This window comes from Streptomyces puniciscabiei, assembly GCF_006715785.1.
Classification (GTDB): domain Bacteria; phylum Actinomycetota; class Actinomycetes; order Streptomycetales; family Streptomycetaceae; genus Streptomyces; species Streptomyces puniciscabiei.
The window spans coordinates 3,010,111-3,034,330 of the sequence record NZ_VFNX01000001.1 but is presented as its reverse complement, the minus strand read 5'-3'; the positions used below and the strand labels follow the sequence as shown (position 1 = coordinate 3,034,330).

General features: G+C 71.5%; 17 protein-coding genes and 1 pseudogene. 5 read left to right on the top strand and 13 right to left on the bottom strand.

Annotated elements, in window-relative coordinates; genetic code table 11:
* Positions 1–85 precede the first annotated feature (85 nt).
* The 3 genes from FB563_RS13830 to FB563_RS13820 all read right to left on the bottom strand — a co-directional run bounded on the left by FB563_RS13830 (position 86) and on the right by FB563_RS13820 (position 4,165).
* Positions 86–1,384 carry a M18 family aminopeptidase gene (locus FB563_RS13830; protein ID WP_055706622.1) on the bottom strand — a complete coding sequence of 433 codons (1,299 nt, stop codon included), beginning with the start codon at positions 1,382–1,384 and terminating at the stop codon, positions 86–88.
* Positions 1,385–1,460: 76 nt separating this feature from the next.
* A complete protein-coding gene (locus tag FB563_RS13825) occupies positions 1,461–3,287 on the bottom strand; it encodes an acyl-CoA dehydrogenase (RefSeq protein WP_055706623.1) in 1,827 nt (608 codons plus the stop codon).
* A gap of 131 nt (positions 3,288–3,418) precedes the next feature.
* The gene (locus FB563_RS13820) at positions 3,419–4,165 is read right to left on the bottom strand and encodes an alpha/beta fold hydrolase (protein ID WP_234357777.1); all 747 of its coding nucleotides are present in this window, start codon (positions 4,163–4,165) and stop codon (positions 3,419–3,421) included.
* A gap of 127 nt (positions 4,166–4,292) precedes the next feature.
* Here FB563_RS13820 and FB563_RS13815 point away from each other — a divergent pair, with 127 nt between their 5' ends.
* Together FB563_RS13815 and FB563_RS13810 are read left to right on the top strand one after the other, a co-directional pair.
* Complete coding sequence (locus FB563_RS13815) at positions 4,293–4,757, top strand: SseB family protein (protein ID WP_031172737.1); 465 nt, start codon at positions 4,293–4,295, stop codon at positions 4,755–4,757.
* A gap of 501 nt (positions 4,758–5,258) precedes the next feature.
* Complete coding sequence (locus tag FB563_RS13810) at positions 5,259–6,230, top strand: pirin family protein (RefSeq protein WP_055710018.1); 972 nt, start codon at positions 5,259–5,261, stop codon at positions 6,228–6,230.
* A gap of 64 nt (positions 6,231–6,294) precedes the next feature.
* Here FB563_RS13810 and FB563_RS44900 read toward each other — a convergent pair whose 3' ends face one another.
* Positions 6,295–6,420, bottom strand: a complete 126-nt coding sequence (locus tag FB563_RS44900; protein ID WP_267888674.1) for a hypothetical protein — start codon at positions 6,418–6,420, stop codon at positions 6,295–6,297.
* A 219-nt stretch (positions 6,421–6,639) separates the two neighbouring features.
* Here FB563_RS44900 and FB563_RS13805 point away from each other — a divergent pair.
* Positions 6,640–7,701: pseudogene (locus tag FB563_RS13805) on the top strand (AI-2E family transporter); the annotation flags it as partial.
* Here FB563_RS13805 and FB563_RS13800 read toward each other — a convergent pair.
* Positions 7,656–9,944 (bottom strand): SpoIIE family protein phosphatase, encoded by a 2,289-nt coding sequence (locus FB563_RS13800; protein ID WP_244329018.1) that lies wholly within the window; start codon positions 9,942–9,944, stop codon positions 7,656–7,658. The pseudogene FB563_RS13805 and the gene FB563_RS13800 sit on opposite strands and share 46 nt — an antisense overlap.
* Before the next feature lie 221 nt (positions 9,945–10,165).
* Here FB563_RS13800 and aspS point away from each other — a divergent pair, with 221 nt between their 5' ends.
* Positions 10,166–11,929, top strand: a complete 1,764-nt coding sequence (gene aspS, locus FB563_RS13795; RefSeq protein ID WP_055704847.1) for an aspartate--tRNA ligase — start codon at positions 10,166–10,168, stop codon at positions 11,927–11,929.
* A gap of 14 nt (positions 11,930–11,943) precedes the next feature.
* On the opposite strand, the gene FB563_RS13790 is transcribed toward aspS, so the two are convergent.
* The gene (locus FB563_RS13790) at positions 11,944–12,651 is read right to left on the bottom strand and encodes a nucleotidyl transferase AbiEii/AbiGii toxin family protein (protein ID WP_055704846.1); all 708 of its coding nucleotides are present in this window, start codon (positions 12,649–12,651) and stop codon (positions 11,944–11,946) included.
* Positions 12,652–12,738: 87 nt separating this feature from the next.
* Between FB563_RS13790 and FB563_RS13785 the strand changes: the two genes are divergently transcribed.
* Positions 12,739–13,086, top strand: coding sequence for a DoxX family protein (locus FB563_RS13785; RefSeq protein WP_055704845.1), 348 nt, complete (start codon positions 12,739–12,741; stop codon positions 13,084–13,086).
* A gap of 42 nt (positions 13,087–13,128) precedes the next feature.
* On the opposite strand, the gene FB563_RS13780 is transcribed toward FB563_RS13785, so the two are convergent.
* From FB563_RS13780 to FB563_RS13750, 7 genes are all read right to left on the bottom strand, one after another.
* Positions 13,129–15,825 (bottom strand): HD domain-containing protein, encoded by a 2,697-nt coding sequence (locus FB563_RS13780; RefSeq protein ID WP_055704844.1) that lies wholly within the window; start codon positions 15,823–15,825, stop codon positions 13,129–13,131.
* Entirely contained in the window at positions 15,822–16,307 is a 486-nt protein-coding gene (locus FB563_RS13775) for a hypothetical protein (RefSeq protein ID WP_079048612.1), read from the bottom strand. Before FB563_RS13775 ends, FB563_RS13780 begins: the two co-directional genes overlap by 4 nt.
* 106 nt (positions 16,308–16,413) lie before the next feature.
* Positions 16,414–18,129, bottom strand: coding sequence for a methionine--tRNA ligase (gene metG, locus FB563_RS13770; RefSeq protein WP_055704843.1), 1,716 nt, complete (start codon positions 18,127–18,129; stop codon positions 16,414–16,416).
* Positions 18,130–18,262: 133 nt separating this feature from the next.
* Positions 18,263–19,900: a VWA domain-containing protein gene (locus FB563_RS13765; RefSeq protein WP_142218682.1), complete on the bottom strand. Its 1,638-nt coding sequence runs from the start codon at positions 19,898–19,900 to the stop codon at positions 18,263–18,265.
* Positions 19,901–19,972: 72 nt separating this feature from the next.
* Positions 19,973–21,916, bottom strand: a complete 1,944-nt coding sequence (locus tag FB563_RS13760) for an FUSC family protein (protein ID WP_055705336.1) — start codon at positions 21,914–21,916, stop codon at positions 19,973–19,975.
* 38 nt (positions 21,917–21,954) lie between these two features.
* Positions 21,955–22,908, bottom strand: a complete 954-nt coding sequence (locus tag FB563_RS13755; RefSeq protein WP_055705335.1) for an endonuclease/exonuclease/phosphatase family protein — start codon at positions 22,906–22,908, stop codon at positions 21,955–21,957.
* 148 nt (positions 22,909–23,056) lie between these two features.
* Positions 23,057–24,064, bottom strand: a complete 1,008-nt coding sequence (locus tag FB563_RS13750; RefSeq protein ID WP_079048671.1) for a hypothetical protein — start codon at positions 24,062–24,064, stop codon at positions 23,057–23,059.
* Positions 24,065–24,220: the final 156 nt, after the last annotated feature.

Sequence of the window (24,220 nt, the reverse complement as noted above, 5' to 3'; positions counted from 1 at the left end):
AAGTCGCCTCCCCTTTCGGTTCCGGAATCTCCGGTGCCGTCCGGGTACCCGGGGAAGTCCCGCCTAGCCCTCGACCCGTCCTCGGTCAGCCCTCCAGAAAGGCCGTCAGGGCGTTCGCCAGCAGGAACGGGTCGTCCGCGCCGCACAGTTCGCGCACGCTGTGCATGGAGAGGATCGCCACGCCGATGTCGACCGTGCGGATGCCGTGGCGGGCCGCGGTGATGGGGCCGATGGTGGTGCCGCACGGCATGGAGTTGTTGGAGACGAACGACTGGAAGGGCACGTTCACCTTCTCGCAGGCGGCGGCGAACACCGCGCGGCCCGAACCGTCCGTGGCGTAGCGGTTGTTGACGTTGACCTTGAGGATGGGGCCGCCGTTGACCCGGGGGTGGTGCGTCGGGTCGTGCCGCTCGGCGTAGTTGGGGTGGACGGCGTGGCCCGTGTCGGAGGACAGACAGACCGTGCCGGCGAAGGCCCGGGCCCGGTCCTCGTACGAGCCGCCGCGCGCGAAGACCGAGCGCTCCAGCACGCTGCCGAGCAGCGGGCCGTCCGCGCCGGTGTCCGACTGGGAGCCGTTCTCCTCGTGGTCGAAGGCGGCCAGCACGGGGATACGGGTGAGCGGGGCGCCGGAGGTCGCGACGGCGGCCAGGGCGGCGGCGCCCGCGTGCACCGACAGCAGGTTGTCCATGCGCGGACCGGCGACCAGGTCCCGGTCCCGGCCGAGGTAGGCCGGGGCCTCCACCGGGTGCGTCATCAGGTCCCAGCCGGTGACCGAGCCGGCCGCGAGGCCCGTCTCCTGCTCCAGGAAGGCGATCAGATCGCCGTCGCTCACATCGTCGCCGAGACCCCAGACCGGCTGCAGGTGACGCTGCTTGTCGAGCTTGAGCCCCTCGGTGCTGACCGAACGGTCCAGATGGATGGCGAGCTGGGGCACGCGCAGCAGCGGCCGGTCCACGTTGACCAGGACCGAGGAGCCGTCCCTGAGGCTCAGCCGGCCGGCCAGGCCCAGGTCGCGGTCCAGCCAGGAGTTCATCAGCGGGCCGCCGTAGATCTCGACGGCGACCTGACGCCAGCCGTGCGCCCCGCTGTCCGGGCGCGGCTTGACCCTGAGGTTCGGGGAGTCGGTGTGTGCGCCGACGATGTGGAACGGCGTGTGCGCCGCGGCGCCCTCGGGGACGTACCAGGCGACGATCGCGCCGCCGCGCAGCACGTACTTGCCGCCGCTCGTGGAGTCCCAGGCGTCCGTCTCGGCGACCTGCCTGAAGCCCGCCTTCTCCAGCCGTTCGGCGGTGTTCGCCACGGCGTGGTACGGCGACGGGCTCGCCGCCAGGAAGGACATGAGGTCGTCGGTGTGGCCGCGGTCGAAGCGGGATGCTGCGCTCATGGGTTCACCTTAACGACGTGCACGGGCCCGCTCCCGGAAAGGGAGCGGGCCCGCACAGGGAATCCGCAACTACCTTCTAGAACGCGGCCTCGTCCAGCTCCATCAGGTCCAGCTCGACACCGGAGGCGACCTTGCGGGCGAGGGTGACGCCCGGCAGGACGTTCGCCGCGAAGAACTTCGCCGCGGCGATCTTGCCGGTGTAGAACGCCTGGTCCTTGGCGGAGGCCGTGGCCAGCTTCTCGGCGGCGACCGCGGCGCCCTTGAGCAGCAGGTAGCCGACGACGACGTCACCGGAGGCCATGAGCAGGCGGGTGGTGTTCAGGCCCACCTTGTAGATGTTCTTGGTGTCCTGCTCGGTGGCGGCGAGGTCGGTCAGCATCAGGCCGACGATCGCCTCCAGCTCCACGGCCGCCTTGGCCAGGTGCTCACGGGCGCCGGCCAGCTCCTCGCCGCCGGTGCCGAGCGCCAGGAACTTCTTGATGTCCTCGGCGAGGGAGTTCAGCGCGGCGCCCTGGTTGCGGACGATCTTCCGGAAGAAGAAGTCCTGGCCCTGGATCGCCGTGGTGCCCTCGTACAGGGTGTCGATCTTGGAGTCCCGGATGTACTGCTCGATCGGGTACTCCTGCAGGAAGCCGGAGCCGCCGAAGGTCTGCAGCGACTGGGCGAGCTGCTCGTAGCCCTTCTCGGAGCCGTAGCCCTTGACGATCGGCAGCAGCAGGTCGTTCAGCGCGTGCTCGGCGGAGGCGTCCTCGCCGGCCGCCTCCTTGATCTGGATCGCGTCCTGGATCGAGGCGGTGTACAGCACCAGGGCGCGCATGCCCTCCGCGTACGCCTTCTGCGTGATCAGCGAGCGGCGCACGTCCGGGTGGTGGGTGATGGTGACCTTGGGCGCGGTCTTGTCCATGAACTGCGCGAGGTCGGGGCCCTGGACGCGCTCCTTGGCGTACTCCAGCGCGTTCAGGTAGCCGGTGGACAGCGTGGAGATCGCCTTCGTGCCGACCATCATGCGGGCGAACTCGATGATGCGGAACATCTGGCGGATGCCGTCGTGCTTGTCGCCGATCAGCCAGCCCTTGGCGGGGTGCCGGTCGCCGAAGGTCATCTCGCAGGTGTTGGAGGCCTTCAGGCCCATCTTGTGCTCGACGTTGGTGGCGTAGACGCCGTTGCGCTCGCCCAGCTCGCCGGTCTCGAAGTCGAACAGGTACTTCGGCACGAGGAACAGGGACAGGCCCTTGGTGCCGGGGCCGGCGCCCTCGGGACGCGCGAGCACGTAGTGGAGGATGTTCTCCGACATGTCGTGCTCACCGGAGGTGATGAAGCGCTTCACGCCCTCGATGTGCCAGGAGCCGTCCTCCTGCTGGACCGCCTTGGTGCGGCCGGCGCCCACGTCGGAGCCCGCGTCGGGCTCGGTGAGCACCATCGTGGAGCCCCACTGCTTCTCCACGGCGATCTTCGCTATGTGCTTCTGGACCTCGTTGCCCTCCTCGAAGAGGATGCCGGCGAACGCCGGGCCCGAGGAGTACATCCACACGGCCGGGTTGGCGCCCAGGATCAGCTCGGCGTAGGCCCAGATCAGGGAGCGCGGCGAGGTGGTGCCGCCGATCTCCTCGGGCAGGCCGAGCCGCCAGTACTCGGAGTCCATGAAGGCCTGGTAGCTCTTCTTGAAGGACGCCGGGACGGGGGCGGTGTTGGTCTCGGGGTCGAAGACGGGCGGGTTGCGGTCGGCGTCGGCGAAGGACTCGGCCAGCTCGTTCTCGGAGAGGCGGGTCAGCTCCTCCAGGACGCTCTTGGCGGTGTCGACGTCCATCTCCTCGAACGGGCCGGTGCCGTACACCTTGTCGCGCCCCAGTACTTCGAAGAGGTTGAACTCGATGTCGCGGAGATTCGACTTGTAGTGCCCCATGGCGACGGCTCCGTAGAGGGATCGGCGAGGCACTGACTCCTCGCACCTAGTTCACGTACCAACAAGTAGCTACGATGATGCTACCCGCCGGTAATAACAAGCAACCCCACTTGCTCAAGTGTGAGCAGCGTCTACTCGGCCCCGCCGCTGAGCAGCGCCGCCCACCGGTCCGGCTGTTCGGCGAAAGTCAGGTGACCGCCCGGTATCTCCACCAGCCGGGCCCCCGGGATGCCCGTCGCCACCGCACGGTGCAGCCGGGGCGGGATCAGCCGGTCGTCGACCGGCGACACGACCAGTGTGGGTACGGTGATCCGGGCCAGGTCCGCGGTCACGTCCAGCCGCTCCACCAGCTCCACGTGCTCCGGCGTCCCCTTCGGCACATCCGCCCCGCTCTCCTTCACCGCCGCCTCCAGCTCCTGCGGGGCCATCGCCTCCAGGGCCGCCGGGCCCAGGGCGTGGGCGACCACGAAACGGCCCAGCGTGCCGGGGTCGCCCGACTCGATGAGCGCCCGCCACACGCGCGCGGTGAGCCGTACCTGCGCGTCGGCGCGGGCGAAGGGCGCGGTCAGCACGAGCCCCGTCACCCGCTCCGGATACCGCACGGCCAGCCGTATCGCCACCGCCCCGCCCAGCGAGTAGCCGGACACACCGAAGCGCTCGACGCCCTCCGCGTCGGCGGCGGCCACCAACCGGTCGGCCAGGCCGTCCAGTTCGAGCGGCCCGGTGGCGCGCGGGGTGCTGCCCGCGCCCGGATAGTCGGCGCCGATCACGCGGTACCTGGTCCTCAACTCCTCCATCACCGGTCCGTAGTTGGCCGCTGTCGAGCCGCCGGCGCCGTGAGCGAGGAGCAGGGTGGGGCGGGAGTGGGTGTCGGGCACAGGGATCCCCCAGGGGCAGTAGATGTGTATCGCTCGCTATAGAAATGCTAGCCCTGTTTCCCTAGTGCTCGCTACATAAAAGGCGCCCGACATCCGCCTCACCCCCGCCCTCGGTACGCTTGCGCCCATGTACGGCTACGACCAGAACGTCGGTGCTCAGCAGCAGTACGCCGCACCCCAGCAGCCGATGGCCGGCGGCTACGGGCAGCAGCCGCCGCTGTATCCCGAGCCGTCCCCGCCCTCCCTCGCGGACGCGGTGCGCGCCTTCACCACCGGGCAGATGTCCGCCGAGGACTTCCAGCAGATCTTCGCCACGTCGAAGGTGTACTGCCCACGCGGCGACACCCCCGGCTTCCTCGCCCTGCACAACACCCAGCAGCCGGTGATCCCGATGTTCACCTCGCTCAAGGAACTGCGCCGGTACGCGGGCAAGGAGTCCAAGTACTTCGTGATCACGGGGGCGGAGGTCATCGATCTCCTGCCGACCGGCTACGGCTTCGTCCTGGACATGGAGGGCGAACACCGGATGGTCTTCGACGCGAAGGCGGTCGAGCAGATGGTCGACTTCGCGATGCGCCGGATGTACGGCTAGCCGCCCTTGCCGCGCGGACGGCGGCTGTGGTGGGCCGGGGGCGGTGTCTTCGCGCTGACGGACGGTGTGCTGGGGGGTGGCCGGGGGGGTGGCGCCCGTCGTTTGCGCAGGCGGGGGCACGGCGGAAGGGCGGCTGGAGTCGTCCCATGGGATCGGCACCGAGAACGGCCCGCTGACGCGTTACGTCTACTCCTGTACCGACGCTCGGGGGGTGCGGCGCGAGTGTGTGAGCTCGGACACGGGCGGTGCGGCGTGGGCGTCGATCCGCTACGGCGCCGCGGACCCCGACGGGAGCGATTCCGGTCCTGGCCGGCGGGGTGCTCGCGGCCGTGCCCGTCGTCTTCTTCGCCTTTGTGTGACGCCTTTGTGCGACGCCGTTGTGCGACGCCTTGGAAAGTGCCCGTCACCTGGAGCCCGGAGGAATTACCTCCGGGCTCGTTCTGTTAGGGGTGGCATAAAGTTCAACGCTCAACTAATCTGGATGCACAAGGAGGTCCGACCATGCCTGCAGTGACCGTCGAGAACCCGTTGACGCTGCCCCGTGTGACCGCTCCCGCCGACGCCGTGGCGCGTCCGGTGCTTGCCGTCTCGACCGCTCCGAGCGGTTACGAGGGCGAGGGCTTCCCGGTGCGCCGGGCGTTCGCGGGGATCCACTACCGCCACCTCGACCCGTTCATCATGATGGACCAGATGGGCGAGGTGGAGTACGCGCCGGGTGAGCCCAAGGGCACCCCCTGGCACCCGCACCGCGGTTTCGAGACCGTCACCTACATCATCGACGGCACCTTCGACCACCAGGACAGCCACGGCGGGGGCGGCACCATCACCAACGGCGACACCCAGTGGATGACGGCCGGCTCGGGTCTGCTGCACATCGAGGCTCCGCCGGAGTCCCTCGTCGTGTCCGGCGGCCTCTTCCACGGCCTGCAGCTGTGGGTGAACCTCCCGGCCAAGGACAAGATGATGGCCCCCCGCTACCAGGACATCCGCGGCGGCAGCGTGCAGCTGCTGACGACCCCGGACGGCGGTGCGCTGCTGCGCGTCATCGCGGGCGAACTGGACGGCCACAAGGGCCCCGGCATCACGCACACCCCGATCACGATGGTCCACGCGACGGTCGCCCCCGGCGCCGAGGTCACCCTGCCCTGGCGGGAGGACTTCAACGGCCTGGCCTACGTCCTCGCGGGACGCGGCAGCGTCGGTGCGGAGCGCCGGCCGATCCGCCTCGGCCAGACCGCGGTGTTCGGCGCCGGGTCCGCGCTGACCGTCCGCGCGGACGACAAGCAGGACGCCCACACCCCGGATCTGGAGGTCGTCGTGCTGGGCGGACAGCCCATACGGGAGCCCATGGCGCACTACGGACCCTTCGTCATGAACACCAAGGAAGAGCTGATGCAGGCCTTCGAGGACTTCCAGAAGGGCCGGCTGGGGACGATCCCGGCGGTGCACGGGATGTCCGCGAACGGTATCTGACCTGCGCCGAAAGGGGACAGGCCGTGGACCCTAGGTCCACGGCCTGTCCCCTTTCACAAGGAGGTCACCAGCACAGCTTGCTGATCGTGTGGCTGTCGCAGATTCCGTTGCCGTGCTCGCCAGCGGAGGCGACGGGGGCTGCCAGCACGGTCAGGAGCGCGGCGGCGAAGAAAGCAGCGATGGTACGCATAGTGATCGATTCCTTTCCTGGGTCCTCCGGCAAGACGGATGGTCTTGGGGGAATGCCCTCAGGCTTGCCTAGATCGTCACGCGCTGCATCTCGAACGCACACACGGAGTGAACGGCCCTCCCGCACCACGCCGAGGACGCCCACCAGGGACGGCGTGCGCCTCACCCGCCCGGGCCCGCGCGGCAGGACACCCGGCGGTGCGCATGATCCGCTGGACGCGTGCAGTTGTTGCCCGACCCCGTTCGACGCCTTGCCGCCTGGTGTGCCGTGCTGCTGCTGGTCGCCGGGGTGGGGTGGGTCGGGGTACGGCTGTGCGGGGAGTTCCGTACCGCCGTCACACCGGTGCTGCTCGCGCTGCTCGGTACCGCGCTGCTCGGACCGCTGTACCGGCGGCTCGTGCGGAGCGGGGTGCAGGCGTCGGTGGCGGCCGGGCTCACCTGTGTCGCCGTCGTGGCCGTCGTCGGCGGTGCCGTGTACATCGTCGTCGCGGCGCTCATCGACACCGGCGACCAGATCATCGCCTCGCTGCGGGAGGCCGCCAAGGGTGTCGCACAGCACTTCGGGGCCGCGGGTACCGGTCTCGACGACCTCGCCGCGAACTCGCGCGCGCTGCTGAGCAGGTTCGGGGGCACGGCCGCGTCCAACGTCATCAGTGGGGTCAGCGTCGTCGGCGAGTCCCTCGCGATGGCCGTGCTCGCCCTGTTGCTCGTCTTCTTCTTCCTGCGCGACTCCCACCGGGCCGTGGAGGTCCTGCGGGCCGTCGCGCCCGGCGGCACCGCCGACACCCTGGAGGCCGTCGCCCGGCGTGCCTTCGAGGCGGTCGAGGGGTTCATGCGCGGCACGACGCTCATCGCGCTCATCGACGCCGTGTGCATCACTGTCGGTCTGCTGGTCCTCCAGGTGCCCGGCGCGGTCGGGCTCGGTGCGCTCGTCTTCGTCGGCGCCTACATCCCCTACCTCGGTGCCTTCGTCTCCGGTGCGGTGGCCGTCCTGGTCGCCCTCGCCGACCGCGGCTTCGTCATCGCCCTGTGGACGCTCGGGGTCGTCCTCGCCGTGCAGGTGCTGGAGGGGCATGTGCTGCAGCCGGTCATCCAGAGCCGGACCGTGCAGATGCACCCGGCCGTGGTGATGCTCGCCATCACCGCCGGGGCGTCCGTGGCGGGCATCCTCGGGATGCTGCTCGCGGTCCCGCTGACCGCGGCCGCCTTCGGGGTCGTACAGGAACTGCGGACCCGTTACGCGGCGCCCTCCGAGGCGTCCGCCTCCGACGCGCCCGACTCCGGCGCGTCGGGCTCCGGCTCGTCGTCCGGCGGGCCATCCGCCGGTGTGCCGCCTGCCGACGACGCGTCACCTTCCGGCCCGTCCTCGTCCGACGCAGCCCGCGGCACGCCTCCAGGCACACCCCCGGCCGCACCCCCCGACTCATAGAGCTCGAACCAGATGCTCTTGCCCTCGCCCCGCGGGTCCACCCCCCAGGCGTCCGCGAGGAGTTCGATCAGCATCAGACCGCGGCCGGAGGAGGCCAGTTCGCCGGGGCGGCGCTTGTGCGGGAGGTCGTCGCCCGCGTCGGTGACCTGCACCCGCAGGCCACGCGCGCCCGTCTCCCCGGTCACCTCGGCGAGCAGCAGCGCGTCGGTGTCGGTGTGGACGAGGACGTTGGTGACCATCTCGGAGACCAGCAGCACCGCCGAGTCGACCTGTTCGGCCGAGGCCCAGTCGTGCAGCAGCTCGCGCACGTGCCGGCGGGCCTCGGCGATCCGGTCCGGCTCGTCCTGGGCCACCGACAGCAGGGTGCGCCGTACGGCGGGCCGCGCGGCGCCCTCCAGCAGCCGGCACAGCAGCACCAGCGCGATGTCGTCCTCGCGGCGGTCCGCCAGGGGACCGGTGGTGTGGTGGGAGGACGGTCCGTGCACGCCCTGCACCAGCGCGTCGGCCAGTGACTCCAGGCCGACCCCGTCTTCGGCCCCGTCGCCCCCTGGATGCGCCTCCAGGATCGCGCGCAGCCGGCGCCAGCCGCTGTCCAGGTCGTGTCCGCCGGTCTCGAGCAGGCCGTCGGTGCAGAGCATCAGCGTCTCGCCGGGTTCCAGGGTGAACCGGGTCGTCGGATAGTCCGGGTCCGGGTCCACGCCCAGCGGCAGTCCGCCCGCCGTCGGCCTCATCATGACCGTGCCGTCGGCCATCCGGATCGCCGGGTCCGGGTGCCCGGCGCGGGCGATCTCCAGTTTCCCGGTCGCCGGGTCGGCCTCCACGTACACGCAGGTCGCGAAGCGGACGTCGGTCATCTGGTCGTCGTGGGTGATGCCGTGCAGGAACCGGGAGGCGCGGGTGAGCACGGCGTCCGGGCGGTGGCCCTCGGCGGCGTAGGCGCGCAGGGCGATGCGCAGCTGGCCCATGAGACCCGCGGCCCGTACGTCATGGCCCTGGACGTCGCCCATGGCCAGCGCGAAGCGGCCGGAGGGCAGCGGGATCATGTCGTACCAGTCGCCGCCGACCTGGAGCCCGCCGCCCGTCGGGATGTACCGGGCGGCCACCTGCATCCCGGGGATCTCCGGGCCGAGCGAGGGCAGCATGGAGCGCTGCAGGCCCTCGGTCAGTTCCCGCTCGGACTCCTCGGCCCCGGCCCGGGACAGCGCCTGGGCGAGCATCCGGGCCACCGTCGTCAGCACGGCGCGCTCGTCGGGCGTGAACGCCACCGGATAGGCGAAGGCCGCCATCCAGGCGCCCATCGTGCGTCCGGCCGCCGTCAGCGGCAGGAAGGCCCAGGAGCGGCGTCCGAAGCGCCGGGCGAGCGGCCAGGTCGCCGGGTAGCGGGCCTTGTACTCCGCGGGGGAGGACAGATACACCGCGCGGCCCGTGCGGACCACCTCGGCCGCCGGGTAGTGGGTGCGCAGCGACATGTGGGAGAAGGGGCCCATGTCGCCGGGCTGGTGCCCGTGCTGGCCGGTGATCGTCAGCCGGTCGCCCTCCACCCCGAACACCACGAGCCCGTCCGGGGAGAAGCCCGGCATCGACAGGCCGCCGACCACCCGCAGCACCTCGGCGGTGGACCGCGCCTCGGCCAGCGCCCGGCCCGCGTCCAGCAGGAACGCCTCCCGCGAGCGCCGCCAGTCGCCGGTGACCGCGCTGCGGGCGGCCCGGGTGCCCGGGGTCGGCTCGGTGACCTCCTGCAGGGTGCCGATCAGCTCGTACGCCCGCCGCTCGGGATCGAAGGACGGCTTGGAGCGGCTGCGGACGACCCGCAGGACGTTCCCCTGCTCGTCCATGATCCGGATGCGCACCTCGGCGAGCGTGCCCTCGTCGACGGCCAGCGGGATCACCCCGGTGATCTCGTTCCAGTCCTCGGGGTGCAGCCGGGCCCGGGTCTGGACCTCGGTGAGGGTGGTCGGCTCCGCGGGCAGCCCGAGCAGCCGCGCCGCCTCCGCGTCCACGGTGACTTCTCGGGCGGCCGTGTCCCAGTGCCACAGCCCGGTCGCGAGGGCGGCGAGGACATCCCCGACCGACGGGAGGGGCTCGCCTGTACGCATTCGCCCACTTTAAGAAGATCTGACCGATAGGTGCCACCGTAGGAACAGAGGATCCCGAGCCGCTCCGGCTCGGAGGATCCTCCAGTGCGGAGGCACGCGAAATGGTGGGGAGCCGAGCTTGGGGTGCCCGGTACCCTTGATGGGTCCGGGCCCCGTGCCCGTTCTTGCCGGGGCGGCAAACCCGGCAGACGCCAACTCTTCTCGAAGGACGATGAACGACGATGCATCGGTACAGGTCCCACACCTGCGGGCAGCTCCGCGCCTCTGACGTCGGCACCGACGTCCGGCTGAGCGGCTGGCTGCACAATCGGCGCGACCTGGGCGGCATCCTCTTCATCGATCTGCGCGACCACTACGGCATCACGCAGCTGGTCGCCCGCCCCGGCACGCCGGCGTACGAGGCCCTGGACAAGATCTCCAAGGAGTCCACGGTCCGCGTCGACGGCCGCGTTGTTTCACGTGGAACCGAGAACATCAACCCCGACCTGCCCACCGGTGAGGTCGAGGTCGAGGTGGCCGAGGTCGAGCTGCTGGGCGCCGCCGCGCCGCTGCCGTTCACGATCAACACCGAGGACGGCGTCAACGAGGAACGGCGCCTGGAGTACCGCTTCCTGGACCTGCGCCGCGAGCGCATGCACCGCAACATCATGCTGCGTACGGCGGTCATCTCGGCGATGCGCCACAAGATGACGGCGATGGGCTTCAACGAGATGGCGACGCCGATCCTGTCCGCCACCTCCCCCGAGGGCGCGCGCGACTTCGTCGTCCCCTCGCGTCTGCACCCCGGCAAGTTCTACGCGCTTCCGCAGGCCCCGCAGCAGTTCAAGCAGCTGCTGATGATCTCCGGCTTCGACCGCTACTTCCAGATCGCGCCCTGCTTCCGGGACGAGGACGCCCGCGCCGACCGCTCGCCGGGCGAGTTCTACCAGCTCGACATCGAGATGTCCTTCGTCGAGCAGGAGGACATCTTCCAGCCCGTCGAGAAGCTGATGACGGAGCTGTTCGAGGAGTTCGGCGGCGGCCGCCACGTCACCTCCCCGTTCCCCCGCATCCCGTTCCGCGAGGCGATGCTGAAGTACGGCTCCGACAAGCCGGACCTGCGCGCCAAGCTGGAGCTGGTGGACATCACCGATGTCTTCGAGGGCTCGGAGTTCAAGGCGTTCGCCGGCAAGCACGTGCGCGCGCTGGCCGTCCCGGCCGTCCAGGACCAGCCGCGCAAGTTCTTCGACCAGCTCGGCGAGTTCGCGGTCTCGCTCGGCGCGAAGGGCCTGGCCTGGGTCCGTGTCGGCGAGGACGGCGCGCTGTCCGGCCCGATCGCGAAGTTCCTCACCGAGGACAACGTCGCCGAGCTGACCAAGCGCCTGTCGCTGGCCCCCGGCCACGCGGTCTTCTTCGGCGCGGGCGAGTTCGACGAGGTCTCCAAGATCATGGGCGCGGTGCGGGTGGAGGCCGCTCGCCGGGCCGGTCACTTCGAGGAGGGCGTCTTCCGCTTCTGCTGGATCGTCGACTTCCCGATGTACGAGAAGGACGAGGAGACCGGAGCGATCGACTTCTCGCACAACCCCTTCTCCATGCCGCAGGGCGGTCTGGAGGCCCTTCAGACCCAGGACCCGCTGGACATCCTGGGCTGGCAGTACGACATCGTGTGCAACGGCGTCGAGCTGTCCTCCGGCGCGATCCGGAACCACGAGCCGGAGATCATGCTCAAGGCCTTCGAGATCGCGGGCTACGACCGTGAGACCGTCGAGGAGAAGTTCGCCGGCATGCTCCGCGCGTTCCGCTTCGGTGCCCCGCCGCACGGCGGCATCGCCCCCGGCGTCGACCGCATCGTCATGCTCCTCGCGGACGAGCCCAACATCCGCGAGACGATCGCCTTCCCGCTCAACGGCAACGCCCAGGACCTGATGATGGGCGCCCCGACCGAGCTGGAGGAGGCCCGCCTGCGCGAGCTGCACCTGAACATCAGGAAGCCGCAGCCGAAGTAGTACGGCGCCGTCCGTCAGTCCCCCGCGTCGGGGCCGGAGTCCGTCTCCGGCTCGATGTCGGGGGACGCGCCGTCTTCCAGGAGGCGCTCGGCGATGTCGTCGGACCAGCGCTGGGCCCAGGCGCGCAGGGCCATGACCTGGTCCTCCGTCAGCCCGTACCGGAAGAAGTCCACGTCGGAATAGAAGTCCGTACCCGTCAGCCGGGACTGCAGGGTCGGCAGATCGAACGGGTCGTGGGCGTGCCGACGGCCCAGTTCCTCCAGGTCGGGCAGGGAGAAGCGGGCGGCGGCGGCCCGCGCGTCGATCAGGTCGACGGCCGCGCCCCGGTCGTACAGCGCCCGGATCTTCGTGCCGACGGCGTCCTCCAGGGAGAGCGCAGGCCCGTACGCGGTGAGCGCCGGCGGCTGCCAGAAGGCCTCCTTGTGCAGCACGAGGGCGCACCTCCCGCCGGTCGGCGGGTCGCTGACCGTCAGCTGCGCGCTGAGCGCGGCGACCGCACCGACTCGCACCTGCCGGCCCCGCGCCTCCAGGGCCGTGCCGAGCGCGGCGGCGATCCGGTCCATGCCCTCGGAACTCTCCGTGGCGAAGTCGAGATTCGCGTGCGGACGCGACACCAGTCCGTGCGCCTGCAGCGCGTATCCACCGGCGAGCACCAGCCCGTACGGACCGCCCGTGGTGACGACGTCGGCGAGGAGCCGGTGGTGGGGTTCGGGGACGTTCAAGATTTTTTCCGGGTTCTGTCACACGGGCACGGGCCGGGGGGTCAAAGAGGTGTCCGCAGTCGGATCCCCTCTCCACGGGAGCCTCTCATGCACACCGCCCACATCGTCGTCACCCTGCTCGCCGCGCTGATGGCCGGTTTCTCCGGCGCCGTACTGCTGCTGCGGGCCCAGTGGATCGTCAAGACGCTCACCGACTACCGGGTGCCGCGATCGTGGTGGACCCTGCTCGGGGTGGCCAAGGCCGCCGGGGCCGTGGGTCTGGTCGTCGGGCTGTTCGTGCCGGTGATCGGGGTGCTGGCCGGGATCGGGCTGGTGCTCTACTTCCTCGGGGCCGCTGTCACCGTGGCCCGCGCCCGCTGGTACTCCCACATCCCCTTCCCGCTGATCTACGCGGCCCCCGTCGTCGGCGCGCTCGTCCTCGGACACGCCGCCTGAGATTCTCGCGGCTGGGCGGCAACAAGTAGTTCCGCACACCGGTCATCGGCCCGGTCGGCGCAGGAGGTAGCCCAGGACGCCGCCGAGGCTCTCGTCGTCCAGGTGGCGGATGTCGTACCAGTTGCGCCGCTCGACGGGCGCGAGCACGGCCTCAAGGGTGCACGACCATGCCTCGCACACGGCGCGAAGGAAGAGCCCTTCAAGCTCCCCCGACATCCGCCACCACGCCTTCTGCCAGGTCAGCGTGGTGTGGTGGCGTGCGAACCCGTAGTCGGCGTCAAAGTTCTCCACCGCAGGGAACACCTCCGACAGGGGCGCGGTGGCGGCTCTGCCGCAGATGATGATCCAGTCCTCGGGCAGTCGCACGGACTGCCCCGACAAGTAGTGGAGGACCTCCGGAGGCCGGCTTCGCCATGCCAGGGGAAGACCGAAGGACAGGAAGACCTCGTCGCGCCGGGCGACCCAGCCGGCGGCGTCGGCCGGACGGAGCAGGCCCTGGCCCGTGATGGCGAAGGCGACGTCGTCCGGGATCCCGTTGAAGGCGCTGTACAGGGTGTAGGCGTGTTCCAGCTGGAAGGGGTCGCTGAACTGCCCGAGGTCGCGGAGCCGTTGCTCCTGGCTGCGCATCCACGCGCGCATCCCGTCCTGCGTGGCGACCAGGGCGGCCTGGTCGCGCGAGGCCCGGCCGGGCCGGCCGGCGAGGTACCCGGCGAAGGCGGTCGACTCGTCCGCCAGGAACCCGTTGACCGTGACGATCCCCCGGTAGTTGCCGCGCCCCGCGTAGAACAGTTCGTCCCCGAGCGTGGCCAGGCCGATACGCCGTCCCCGGTCGTCGAGGAGTTCCGTGGCCCGGCGCACGAAGTCGTCGCGCAGCCGGAGACGTTGCTTCTCCTGCCCGGCGCGCCATCCGTGGGTCGCCGGTGGATGCAGCCGGTCGAAGACCTCGTCCGCCTCTCCCGTGGCCAGGGAGAAGGGGGCGAGGACCCCGGGATCGGACGCGCCCGGTTCCCAGATGCGGATGGGTACGGCGTTCTCCAGGACCAGCCGCCGCACCAGCTGGTCGAGACGGTCGTCGTCGGTGTAGTAGAGCAGACCCCGCACGTCGTTGGGGCCCTTCTTCAGGGTGACGCGGACCGTCGTGCCCTCCGGGACCCAGCCCTGGCCGGTCAGTGGTGTCAGCAGGGGGCGGCTGGACGGGCCGTCGAAGGAGAGGCGGCGGGCGTCCTGGGTGCCGGCGTCGTAGCGGCGGGTGATCAGCTCCACCTCGTCGCCCAGCAGGAACACGGAGAAGAAGCCGATGCCGAACCGCCCGCTGGGCGTGAACCCGCCGTCGGCGAGCCCGGGCAGCCGGTTGCGGACGGCGGCGGAACTCCAGCCGCTGTTGCCGAAGTCGAGCAGGCCGTGGATGAGGGTCTCCTCGTCCATGCCGAGGCCGTTGTCGCGGACCTCCAGCTGCCAGGAGCCGTCGGTCCGGGTCAGCCGGACCTCGATGCGCCCGTCGGTGAAGCCGGGTTGCAGCGCCTGGCGGGCCAGGACGGCGTCCTGAGCGTTCTGGATCAGTTCGCGCACCGCGACCTCCGGCTGGTCGCCGTACAGCTGCTCCCCGCCCAGGCTCTTGACCAGGGCGGGGACGTCGGAGACCTTGACCGTGGCGTCGATGGGGCGCCAGCCCTGGACGCGGAAGTGCTGGGCGAACCGCTCCGGCGCGTCGACCCCGGCGACCGCGCGGGCCGCGAGCCGGTGCTGCCCGTGGTCGTGCAGGAGTGCGTCGACGGCTTTCAGTTCGCGGTCGACGGCGCGCAGGTGGTCGAGGGCCAGCCACCAGGCACCGGTGTCCTCGGGGAGGAACGGCCGGTTGGAGGAGTACCTGACCCGGTCGCCGTCCAGCACCGGTTGGCTGACGTGCACCTGGAAACGCCAGTGCTCCCGGGAGCCGCCCTGCGGATCGCGCAGCGAGAACAGGAACTCCGGAGCGCGCCGGGCGTCGATCTGGGTGGCGTCGGCGAGCCGCAGGACGCAGGCCAGTTTGAGCTTGTCGAGGGTCCACTCGCCCGGCTGCCCGGGGAGTGGACCGCTGCGGTGGCGGAACTCCTCCGCGAGCCGGTCCACGGGCCACCAGTGGCTGGCCGCGAGAGCGCCGATCAACGGGCCGTAGAACTCGCGCAGCCGGCCGTCCTCGATGAGGTGGATCTCCTGGCCCGTGCTGGACCGCCAGGCCTGGTCCACCAGGCGGCGCGCCTGTTCCGCGTGCGTCTCGCGGATGGCGGTCGCCCGGCACTCCTCGGTGATCTCGGCGGGCGGATCGTCCAGCTCGTCCCGGTCCGGCCAGCACCCCTTGCGGTGGTAGTACGTCATCGACACGAGGTCGTGCCAGCGTGACTCACCCAGGGTGTCCCGCACGCTCGTCCGGTACGCGGCCTCGCCCATCGCGGCGTCGTGCAGCACGAAGGCACACCCGAGGACGTACGCCTCGGCGGGATTGAGGGTGACCTCGTGTCCGCACACGAGATCGGCCGTCTCCCACAGGGCGTCCACATGGCTGATGTCGTGCACCGTGAAGTCGGGCATGCTGCGGGCGTTCTCCCCGAGGAGCACCGCCGCGTTCCGGCGCAGGTCGAGGTACGACGTGCGCAGCTGTTCGCGCTGCTCGGCCTGGGCGTCACCGTCCGTCCTCGCGGCCAGGGTGCTCCGCCACAGGAAGGTGCTCTGGTAGCCGTGCTCGGGCACCGGGACGATCACCTCATCGACGGCAGGAGGAGGAGCCCGGCGAGCAGCCACATCGCGATCACCGAGACGAGGATGAAGAGCAGTACGTACGTCTCGTACCAGCGCACGAAGTTGCCGGGGCGGGGACGCTCGCGGAAGCCGGGGCCGATCAACTCGTCGGTGATGTCGCACTCTTCGTTGCGGTAGTCGAGCCAGGACAGCACGCCGACGAGGATCAGGGTGCAGGTGAAGGCGGCGACCACGGTGGTCAGGGTGAGCAGCCCGATCACACCGCCGCGCGCGGTGGACGCGGGGATGTCCCACCTCCGGTATCCCACGAAGAGGGCGACGGCGCCGCTCGCGAGTGCGGTGGCGAGCGTCTGGTAGAGGGCGAGGAAGCGGTGGGCGTTCTCGTTCACCGCGTTGATCTGCTGCAGGATGTAGCGGTACCGCTCTAACGCGAACTCCCTGCGGACCGAAGCCCCTTCGGGCCCCGTCTCCCCCGTTGCCGTCATCGTCCCCCACCCGTCCGATCCGTCATCAGGATAGGTAAGACACCGCCCGGCCGCAGCCTGTGCGGGCCACTTGCCGGGCGGTGGACGAGAGCGAGGTGCGGCGGGGTTACTGCTCCTCGCCGCCGAAGCGCTCCTTGTACGCCGCCAGGTCCTCGTCGGTCAGCTTGGCGAACAGCACCGGCGGGACCGTGAAGGGGGTGCCGTCCGGGACCGTGGCGAGTGCCCTGGCCTCGTCGGCGGTGACCCAGGTCGCGGTGTCGTCGGCCAGCGAGAACGCCTCGCGCATCGTCTTCGCCGAGGCCGGGATCAGCGGCTCGGAGACCACCGCGTACAGGTGGATCAGGTTCATCGCCGTACGCAGTGTGAGGGCCGCGGCGTCCTTGTCGGTCTTGATCTGCAGCCAGGGGGCCTTCTCCTCCAGGTAGGAGTTGCCCGCCGACCACAGGGCACGCAGGGCCGCGGCGGCCTTGCGGAACTGCATGGCCTCCATGTGGCCCTCGTACTCGGCGAGGAGCTCGGCGATCTGCTCGCCGAGCCGCGTCTCGGCCTCGCCGGGGGTGCCGCCCGCGGGGACCTCCTCGCCGAAGCGCTTCTTCGAGAAGGACAGGACGCGGTTGACGAAGTTGCCGAGGGTGTCGGCGAGGTCCTTGTTGACCGTGGCGGTGAAGTGCTCCCAGGTGAAGGACGAGTCGTCCGACTCCGGGGCGTTGGCGATGAGGAAGTAGCGCCAGTAGTCGGCGGGCAGGATGTCCAGGGCCTGGTCGGTGAAGACACCGCGCTTCTGGCTGGTGGAGAACTTCCCGCCGTAGTACGTCAGCCAGTTGAAGGCCTTGACGTAGTCGACCTTCTTCCACGGCTCGCGCACGCCCAGCTCGGTGGCCGGGAACATCACCGTGTGGAAGGGGACGTTGTCCTTCGCCATGAACTCGGTGTAGCGCACGGTCTCGTCCGCGTCGTACCACCAGGACTTCCAGTCACGGTTGTCCGGGTCCTGGTCGGCCCACTCCTTCGTCGCGCCGATGTACTCGATCGGCGCGTCGAACCAGACGTAGAAGACCTTGCCCTCGGCGGCCAGCTCCGGCCAGGTGTCGGCCGGGACCGGGACGCCCCAGTCCAGGTCACGGGTGATCGCGCGGTCGTGCAGGCCCTCGGTCAGCCACTTGTGGGCGATGGAGGAGGCGAGCTGCGGCCAGTCCTTGTCGTGCCGGGCCACCCACTCGCGGACCTCGTTCTCCAGCTTCGACTGCAGGAGGAAGAGGTGCTTGGTCTCGCGGACCTCCAGGTCCGTGGAGCCGGAGATCGCCGAGCGCGGGTTGATCAGGTCGGTCGGGTCCAGCACGCGGGTGCAGTTCTCGCACTGGTCGCCGCGGGCCTTGTCGTAGCCGCAGTGCGGGCAGGTGCCCTCGACGTAGCGGTCGGGCAGGAAGCGGCCGTCGGCGGGGCTGTAGACCTGGCGGATCGCCCGCTCCTCGATGAAGCCGTTCTCGTGCAGCTTGCGGGCGAAGTGCTGGGTGATGTCCCGGTTCTCCGGGGAGGAGCTGCGGCCGAAGTAGTCGAAGGCGAGGTGGAAGCCGTCGTAGACCGCCTTCTGCGCGTCGTGCGCCTGGGCGCAGAACTCGGCGACCGGCAGGCCCTGCTCCTTCGCGGCAAGCTCGGCCGGGGTGCCGTGCTCGTCGGTGGCGCAGATGTACAGGACGTCGTGGCCGCGCTGGCGGAGGTAGCGGGAGTACACGTCCGCCGGGAGCATGGACCCCACCATGTTGCCCAGGTGCTTGATCCCGTTGATGTACGGAAGGGCGCTGGTGATGAGGTGTCGAGCCATCGTGGCTGCTCCCAGGTCGCTGCTTTTCTGCGGTTTCGAACCTTGAAATCGTAGCCGACACGGGTGGGCCGCCCGCTTCCCGTTTTACAGCGTGGGAAGGGGCGGCCCGAGGATTGCCCGTGGTGACCGAGTGTTACGGCCGCCAGGCGGCGAGTACGCCTTCGTAGAGCTCCGCGTCGGTCAGCTCGCGGGGGGCGGGGCCCGCGTGGAAGAAGGACGTGTTGCCGGTCTTCAGCTTGCGGAGGTAGTCGAAGGCCTTGTTGTCGTGCTCTCCGAAGGCGACGAAGGAGAAGAAGACGGTGGGGTGCGACTGCGCCGCGTCGGTGAGGGCCTGGGTGGCGGGGGTCTTCGCGTCCGGGGCGCCGTCGGTCTGGAAGACGACGAGGGCGGGGGTGCGGGGGGTGGTGTCCTTCTCGTACTGGTCGTAGTGGGCGAGTACGGCCTCCACGGCGGCGTGGTAGCTGGTACGGCCCATGCGGCCGAGGCCGGCGTGGACGTCGTCGATCTTGGTCTCGTGGTCCGGGGTGAGGGTGAGGTCGGTGGTGCCGTCGAGCTCCGTGGAGAAGAAGACGGTGTGGACCGCGGCCTCGGGGTCCAGGTGGGCGGCGAGGGCGAGGGTCTGGTCGGCGAGGGCCTGGGCGGAGCCGTCCTTGTAGTACGGCCGCATGCTCGCGGAGCGGTCGAGCACGAGGTAGACCTTGGCTCGGGTGCCGGTGAGGTCGGTCTTCTTCAGCGTCGCTGTGGCGGCCTTGTAGGCGGTGGCGAGGGAGGGGGTGCGGGACTTGACCCTGGCGAGGGGGGTGGCGGGGGTCTTCGTGGCCGACACCGCCTCCGGCGTGGGAGCCGGTTCGGCGTGCGCCTCGGCTTCGCGGGTTGTCTGCGGTGCTTCGGCGTGGGGCGCCTCCGCCTCGGCTTCGCCTTCGGCGGTGTCGTTCCCACCCGCACCACCCGTGCGGGTCTCGTCGTCGGGTGCGGGTGGCCCCTGTGGGGCGTCCTCGCCGTCGGCGGCTTGCGGGGCGGTCGGCTCGTCGGTCGGTGCGGTGGGCTCCTCCACCGTCACGGACGCCGCCTCGACGGCCTCCTCCGCCTCGGCTTCGCGGGTTGTCTGCGGTGCTTCGGCGTGGGGCGCCTCCGCCTCGGCTTCGCCTTCGGCGGTGTCGTTCCCACCCGCACCACCCGTGCGGGTCTCGTCGTCGGGTGCGGGTGGCCCCTGTGGGGCGTCCTCGCCGTCGGCGGCTTGCGGGGCGGTCGGCTCGTCGGTCGGTGCGGTGGGCTCCTCCACCGTCACGGACGCCGCCTCGACGGCCTCCTCCGCCTCGGCTTCCGGCGCGGCCTGCGCCTCAGCCTCGGGCCTCACCTGCGCCTCAGCCTCCGGCTCGGGCTGCGTCTCGGCCTCGGGCTCGACCGGCGCCTCGGGTTCGACCGGCGCCTCGGGCTCGACCGGCGCCTCAGCCTCGGGCTCGACCGGCGCCTCAGCCTCGGGCTCGACCGGCGCCTCAGCCTCGGGCTCGACCGGCGCCTCGGGCTCGGGCTTCGGCTCTGGCTCGGGCTTCGTCGGTTCTGTCGGGTGGGGGACCTTCACCTTGTCGAAGGCGGCTGCCACCAGGTCGTGCTCCTCGGGGGAGGAGCGGCGGGGTTCGGGGACGGTGCGGTCGGTCGTGTGGGGTGTGGTTTCCGGTTGGGTCGGCAGGCGGTGTGCATCCTCTGCCTCGGTGGGGCGTCCCTTGCGGGAGCGGCTGAATGCGTTCCGCAGGCGAGTGAGAATGCCCATTGCGCAACCCTTCGCGTGAGTTGATGCCCGTCGATCCCTGGCCAGGACGGACACGTAAGGTTAGCGAAGGGCTCAGTGAGGGGAAGCGATCGACCTGGCCGCCGCGACCTCCTGGCGGAGGGGCTCCAGGACACTGCCCGCGGGACCGGTGAGATCCGTGCGCACCGGCGTCAGGGTTTCCGCGTCCCGTACGCCCTCCGACAGCTCCCGGAGCTGCAGGACCACCTGGGCGATCTCGGCCGGGGCCGGGGGCGGTGCCCCGTGCCGCACGCGGACGCGGGCGGCCGTCGTCGCGTCGACGATCCGCTCCACCGCCACCACCAGCGGCCACCACGCGGCGGCACGCCGGCCGGTCGGCGGTGGTTCGGTCAGGGCCCGCTGGAACTCCGTACGGATCACCGACAGGTCGCGGTAGAGGCGGCGGCGCATGCGGGCACGGGCGGCCGGGTCGCCGTCGGGGGCGAAGGCCGCTTCCACATAGCGGGCCGTGTCCGCCACCGCGTCGGCCAGGCGGTCGCCGACCCTGGTGCGCCAGCTCTCCGGCCACAGGAGGTAGCCGGCGGTGAGCGCGATCGCGCAGCCCAGGAGTGAGTCCGTCAGGCGGGGGAGGAGAAGGGCCGTGCCCTGGTGGTTCAGGATGTCCGAGAGGAGGAGGATCACGGGGGTGATCGCCGCCGTCTGGTAGCCGTAGCCCCGGGGGGTCAGGGCCGGGATCAGGGGGGCCAGGAGCAGCATCGCCAGGACGTCCCACCAGCCCAGTGGGACCTCCGCCAGGACCACCGCGGCGATGACCAGGCCCGCCACCGTGCCGAGGGCGCGCAGCAGGGCGCGGGAGAAGACCGAGCCGAAGTCGGGCTTCAGCACGAAGGTGATCGTCAGGGCCACCCAGTAGGAGCGGGGCACGGGGATCAGCGACACCAGGGCCTGGGCGATGCCGATGCAGACCGCGAGGCGCAGCCCGTAGCGCCAGGAGTTGGCGGAGAGGATCACGTTGCGGGCCGCTCTCGCCGTGCGGATGCCCAGCGCCGCCGGGCGGCCCAGGCGGTCGTCGATGCCCCGGGGGTCCACGTCGGGGGCCGTCACCACCTCGGCCGTGTGGCGCAGGGCGTGGTCCACCGCGCGGGCCGTCTCCGTCGCCGGTGCCGGGAGGTTCAGGGCTGTCGGGCCCGTGTGGCCCGTCGCGACCGCCCGGGCCAGGTGGCGGATCGCCTGCGGGATCCCGGGCGGCAGGGGCCGGCCTGCCAGATGGGCCGCGGGGGCCGCCTCCACCACCGGGGTGATGGCGTTCAACTGGGCCAGCAGGCGGGTGAGTTCGCGGCTGCGGCCGTGGTGGCGGGCGCGTCGGGCCAGGATCAGGTCGTAGGCCTGGTTGAGGGACTGGGTGACCGCTCGGCGGGCCTCGTCGTACTCGTCGGTCCGGTCCGTGCCGGCGACGGAGAACAGCGCCGCCACGGTGTCGTAGGCGTCCGCCACCGCCGCGCGTTCGGGCACCCCGGAGCGCAACGGCCAGGCCAGCAGGGCGAGGAGGAGGACCAGCAGGCCTCCGCCGGTCATCAGGGCCGGGGCCAGCCACCAGGGGTGCGGCAGGGGGAGGCCCGCGCCGACCACGCAGTTCAGCAGGAGCAGCAGGCCCGAGACCGAGGCCACCGCGCCGATCGTCGAGATCATGCCGGAGAGCAGGGCGATCCCGGTCACCACGGCGACCGCGTACCAGCCGTGGCCGTACACCAGCGTGCCCAGCGTCACGCCGACCGCGCCGAAGAGCTGCGGTACGGCGATGTTGAGGACGCGCATGCGGTAGGCGTCGGCGGTGTCGCCGATGACGCCGGACAGGGCGCCCATGGAGGCGAGGGCGCCGTACGCCGGGTAGCCGGTGGCGAGGCCGATCGCCAGGGGCAGGGACATCGCGACGGCGGCGCGGGCGACGGCGGCCTTGTTGACCGGGGCCTGCTGGGGGCGGAGGTTCCGGACCAGCCAGTCGGGAGGGGTCAGGCCGATGGGGAACTCGCGCGGCATGCGGCCATTATCACCGGTTCGTGACCACCGGCCCGGGGTCAGCGGTCGTGGAGGGTGAGGTCCACGACGAGGGCGCGGTGGTCGCTGCCGGCCACGGGCAGGAAGCGGGCGCCGGTCGCGGTGAAGTCCGGCGAGAGCAGGACGTGGTCGATCTGGGTGCCGACGACGGCGGCGGTGCGCGCGGGCCAGCTGGCGGCGCGGTCGTCTCCGGCGAGCCGGGCGGCGTCGCTCAGTCCGGTGTCCAGGATGTGCCGGAAGGCCGCGTGGTCCCGGGTCGCGTTGAAGTCGCCGGCCAGCACGGTGGGCGCAGCGGGGTCGGCGGCCGCGAAGGCGCGGAGCCTGCCGAGCTCGCGCCGCCACAGGTCGACCTGGCCCGGCAACGGCGGCATGGGGTGGGCGAGTTGGAGGCGTACGGCGTGTCCGTGCACGTCGGCGACCGCGCCGGGCATGCCCATGGTGCCGGGCACGCCGGCCGTCGGTCTCAGGGGCCGGCGGCTGAGGATGAGCGAGCCGTGGGAGCCGGCCGCGCGGACCGCCTGCCGGTACGGGTAGCCGGTCGCGAAGTCGGCCTCCAGTGTGGCCTGGCAGGTGAACTCGCACTCCTCGACGAAGACGACGTCCGGGCGCAAGGCCCGGATCCACGGGACCAGGGCGGGGGTGCCGCGCCCGAACTCCAGGTTGGAGGTCAGCACGCGCAGGGTGGCGAGCGGCGGGCCGCCGGGGCCGGTGGTGCCGTCGTACGGCTGGAGGTACCAGGCGAGCACGCCGAGTACGACGGCCCCGCACAGCACGCCCGGCCACCAGCGGGCGAGCAGCGCGCACAGCAGGGCGAGACCGGCCGGCACGAGCAGCCAGGGCAGGAAGGCGAGCAACTGGGGCACGGGGGTGACCCCGTCGGTGCCGGCGACCCGGCAGCCGGCCACCACACCGACCCCGGCCAGCAGCAGCCCGGCGCACCAGACACCGAGCCCGCGCACGCGGCTTCGGTTCACGGGCCGAGCGTACGGGGTGTGTGCCGCCCGGTGCGGGAATCGCCGTTGTTCCCGGGGCCGCTCCCGGCCGCGGGGGCGTTGGGCTTGCCCGCGCCCCGCGGCGGAGCCGCTGATCGATGTGGCCCCGCGTCCCGCCAGGGCGCCCGGCTCATCCCCAGGTTGTGGATGCCGGAGATGCCGGAGGCGGCTCCGCCGCCCCTGTGACGGGGGCGGGGGCCGGAGTGAGGGGCGTGGCCGGCGTGGCCGTGACGGGTGTGGTGCGGTGGCGTGTCGGGCGGTGTCGGTCCGGACGGCGGGTCAGCCAGGCGGTCAGGGCCACGGTGAGGCCCAGGGCGAGCAGCAGCCAGGCCACCGTGCGCAGGGTGCCGGTGAGGGCGTCGTAGACCGCGCCGGCCGCCGGATGGGGCACGTCGGCGGGCAGGCCGGCGAGGGTGAGGCTGCGGCCCACCGTGAGGGCCAGGCTGAGCAGGCCGCCGCCCAGGGCGGTGCCCAGCGCGGTCGCTGCGACTGCGCGCCTGCGGTGGACGGCGAGGGCGATGCCGGTGGCGGCGAAGGCGACCGCCGCCACCGGCAGCCAGAGACTGGCGACTTCGAGCACGTGGAAACCCTTCCGGAAGGAGGCCAGTCGGCCCGCCGGGAGCACGGAGACAGCGGTGTGCTCCACCGGGATGCGCGCTGCCAGCGGTACATGGTCCCGGGTCAGCTGCCGCTTGACCTGGTCGGTGACGGCGGCGAGGTCGACGGTGACCGGCCGCCCGGCCGTCACGCCGTCCTCCTCGTCGCGCAGGGCGCGCAGGACCGCGTCGTGGATGACCCGGTTGCCGGTGTCCCAGGCCAGCCGGAAGGCCTCGGTCTGGGTGAAGGAGCGCACCGCGTCGCGCACGAACGGCCGGACGGAGCCGCCCCCGGAGGGGGTGCCCCCGGCGGGGCGGACGCCCAGATGCTGGTCCACCGCGCGCAGGATGCCGTCACCGACCGTGTCCGCGACGGCCTCCCGCACGTTCGGGTCGGCGGCCAGCGGAGCCATCGTGGTGACGTACCGGCCCGTGTCGAGAAGCCCGTACGCCGCCCAGGCCGCCAGCGCGCCGAACGGCACGAGCAGGCAGGACAGGGCGAGCAGTACGGCCGACAGGGCGCTCCTGAGGCGTGGGGGCACGCTTCCAGCCAACGGCCCTGCGGGCGCGGGCGCGAGCGGGGCGCGTGCATCCGGGCGAAGGCCCGCACCCCTTGGCGGAACCGGGGACGCCGAGCTCCGGTGGAGGGTTCACCCGAACGGGTGTTTCCTGGTGTGAGGGGAGGAGACCGGGGTGAG

Excerpts from the sequence above, each read along its gene's own strand:
- FB563_RS13830 (WP_055706622.1), bottom strand. The coding sequence starts at position 1,384 with ATGAGCGCAGCATCCCGCTTCGACCGCGGCCACACCGACGACCTCATG.
- FB563_RS13825 (WP_055706623.1), bottom strand. The coding sequence starts at position 3,287 with ATGGGGCACTACAAGTCGAATCTCCGCGACATCGAGTTCAACCTCTTC.
- FB563_RS13815 (WP_031172737.1), top strand. The coding sequence starts at position 4,293 with ATGTACGGCTACGACCAGAACGTCGGTGCTCAGCAGCAGTACGCCGCA.
- FB563_RS13810 (WP_055710018.1), top strand. The coding sequence starts at position 5,259 with ATGCCTGCAGTGACCGTCGAGAACCCGTTGACGCTGCCCCGTGTGACC.
- FB563_RS44900 (WP_267888674.1), bottom strand. The coding sequence starts at position 6,420 with ATGCGTACCATCGCTGCTTTCTTCGCCGCCGCGCTCCTGACCGTGCTG.
- FB563_RS13800 (WP_244329018.1), bottom strand. The coding sequence starts at position 9,944 with ATGCGTACAGGCGAGCCCCTCCCGTCGGTCGGGGATGTCCTCGCCGCC.
- aspS (WP_055704847.1), top strand. The coding sequence starts at position 10,166 with ATGCATCGGTACAGGTCCCACACCTGCGGGCAGCTCCGCGCCTCTGAC.
- FB563_RS13785 (WP_055704845.1), top strand. The coding sequence starts at position 12,739 with ATGCACACCGCCCACATCGTCGTCACCCTGCTCGCCGCGCTGATGGCC.
- FB563_RS13775 (WP_079048612.1), bottom strand. The coding sequence starts at position 16,307 with ATGACGGCAACGGGGGAGACGGGGCCCGAAGGGGCTTCGGTCCGCAGG.
- metG (WP_055704843.1), bottom strand. The coding sequence starts at position 18,129 with ATGGCTCGACACCTCATCACCAGCGCCCTTCCGTACATCAACGGGATC.
- FB563_RS13765 (WP_142218682.1), bottom strand. The coding sequence starts at position 19,900 with ATGGGCATTCTCACTCGCCTGCGGAACGCATTCAGCCGCTCCCGCAAG.
- FB563_RS13760 (WP_055705336.1), bottom strand. The coding sequence starts at position 21,916 with ATGCCGCGCGAGTTCCCCATCGGCCTGACCCCTCCCGACTGGCTGGTC.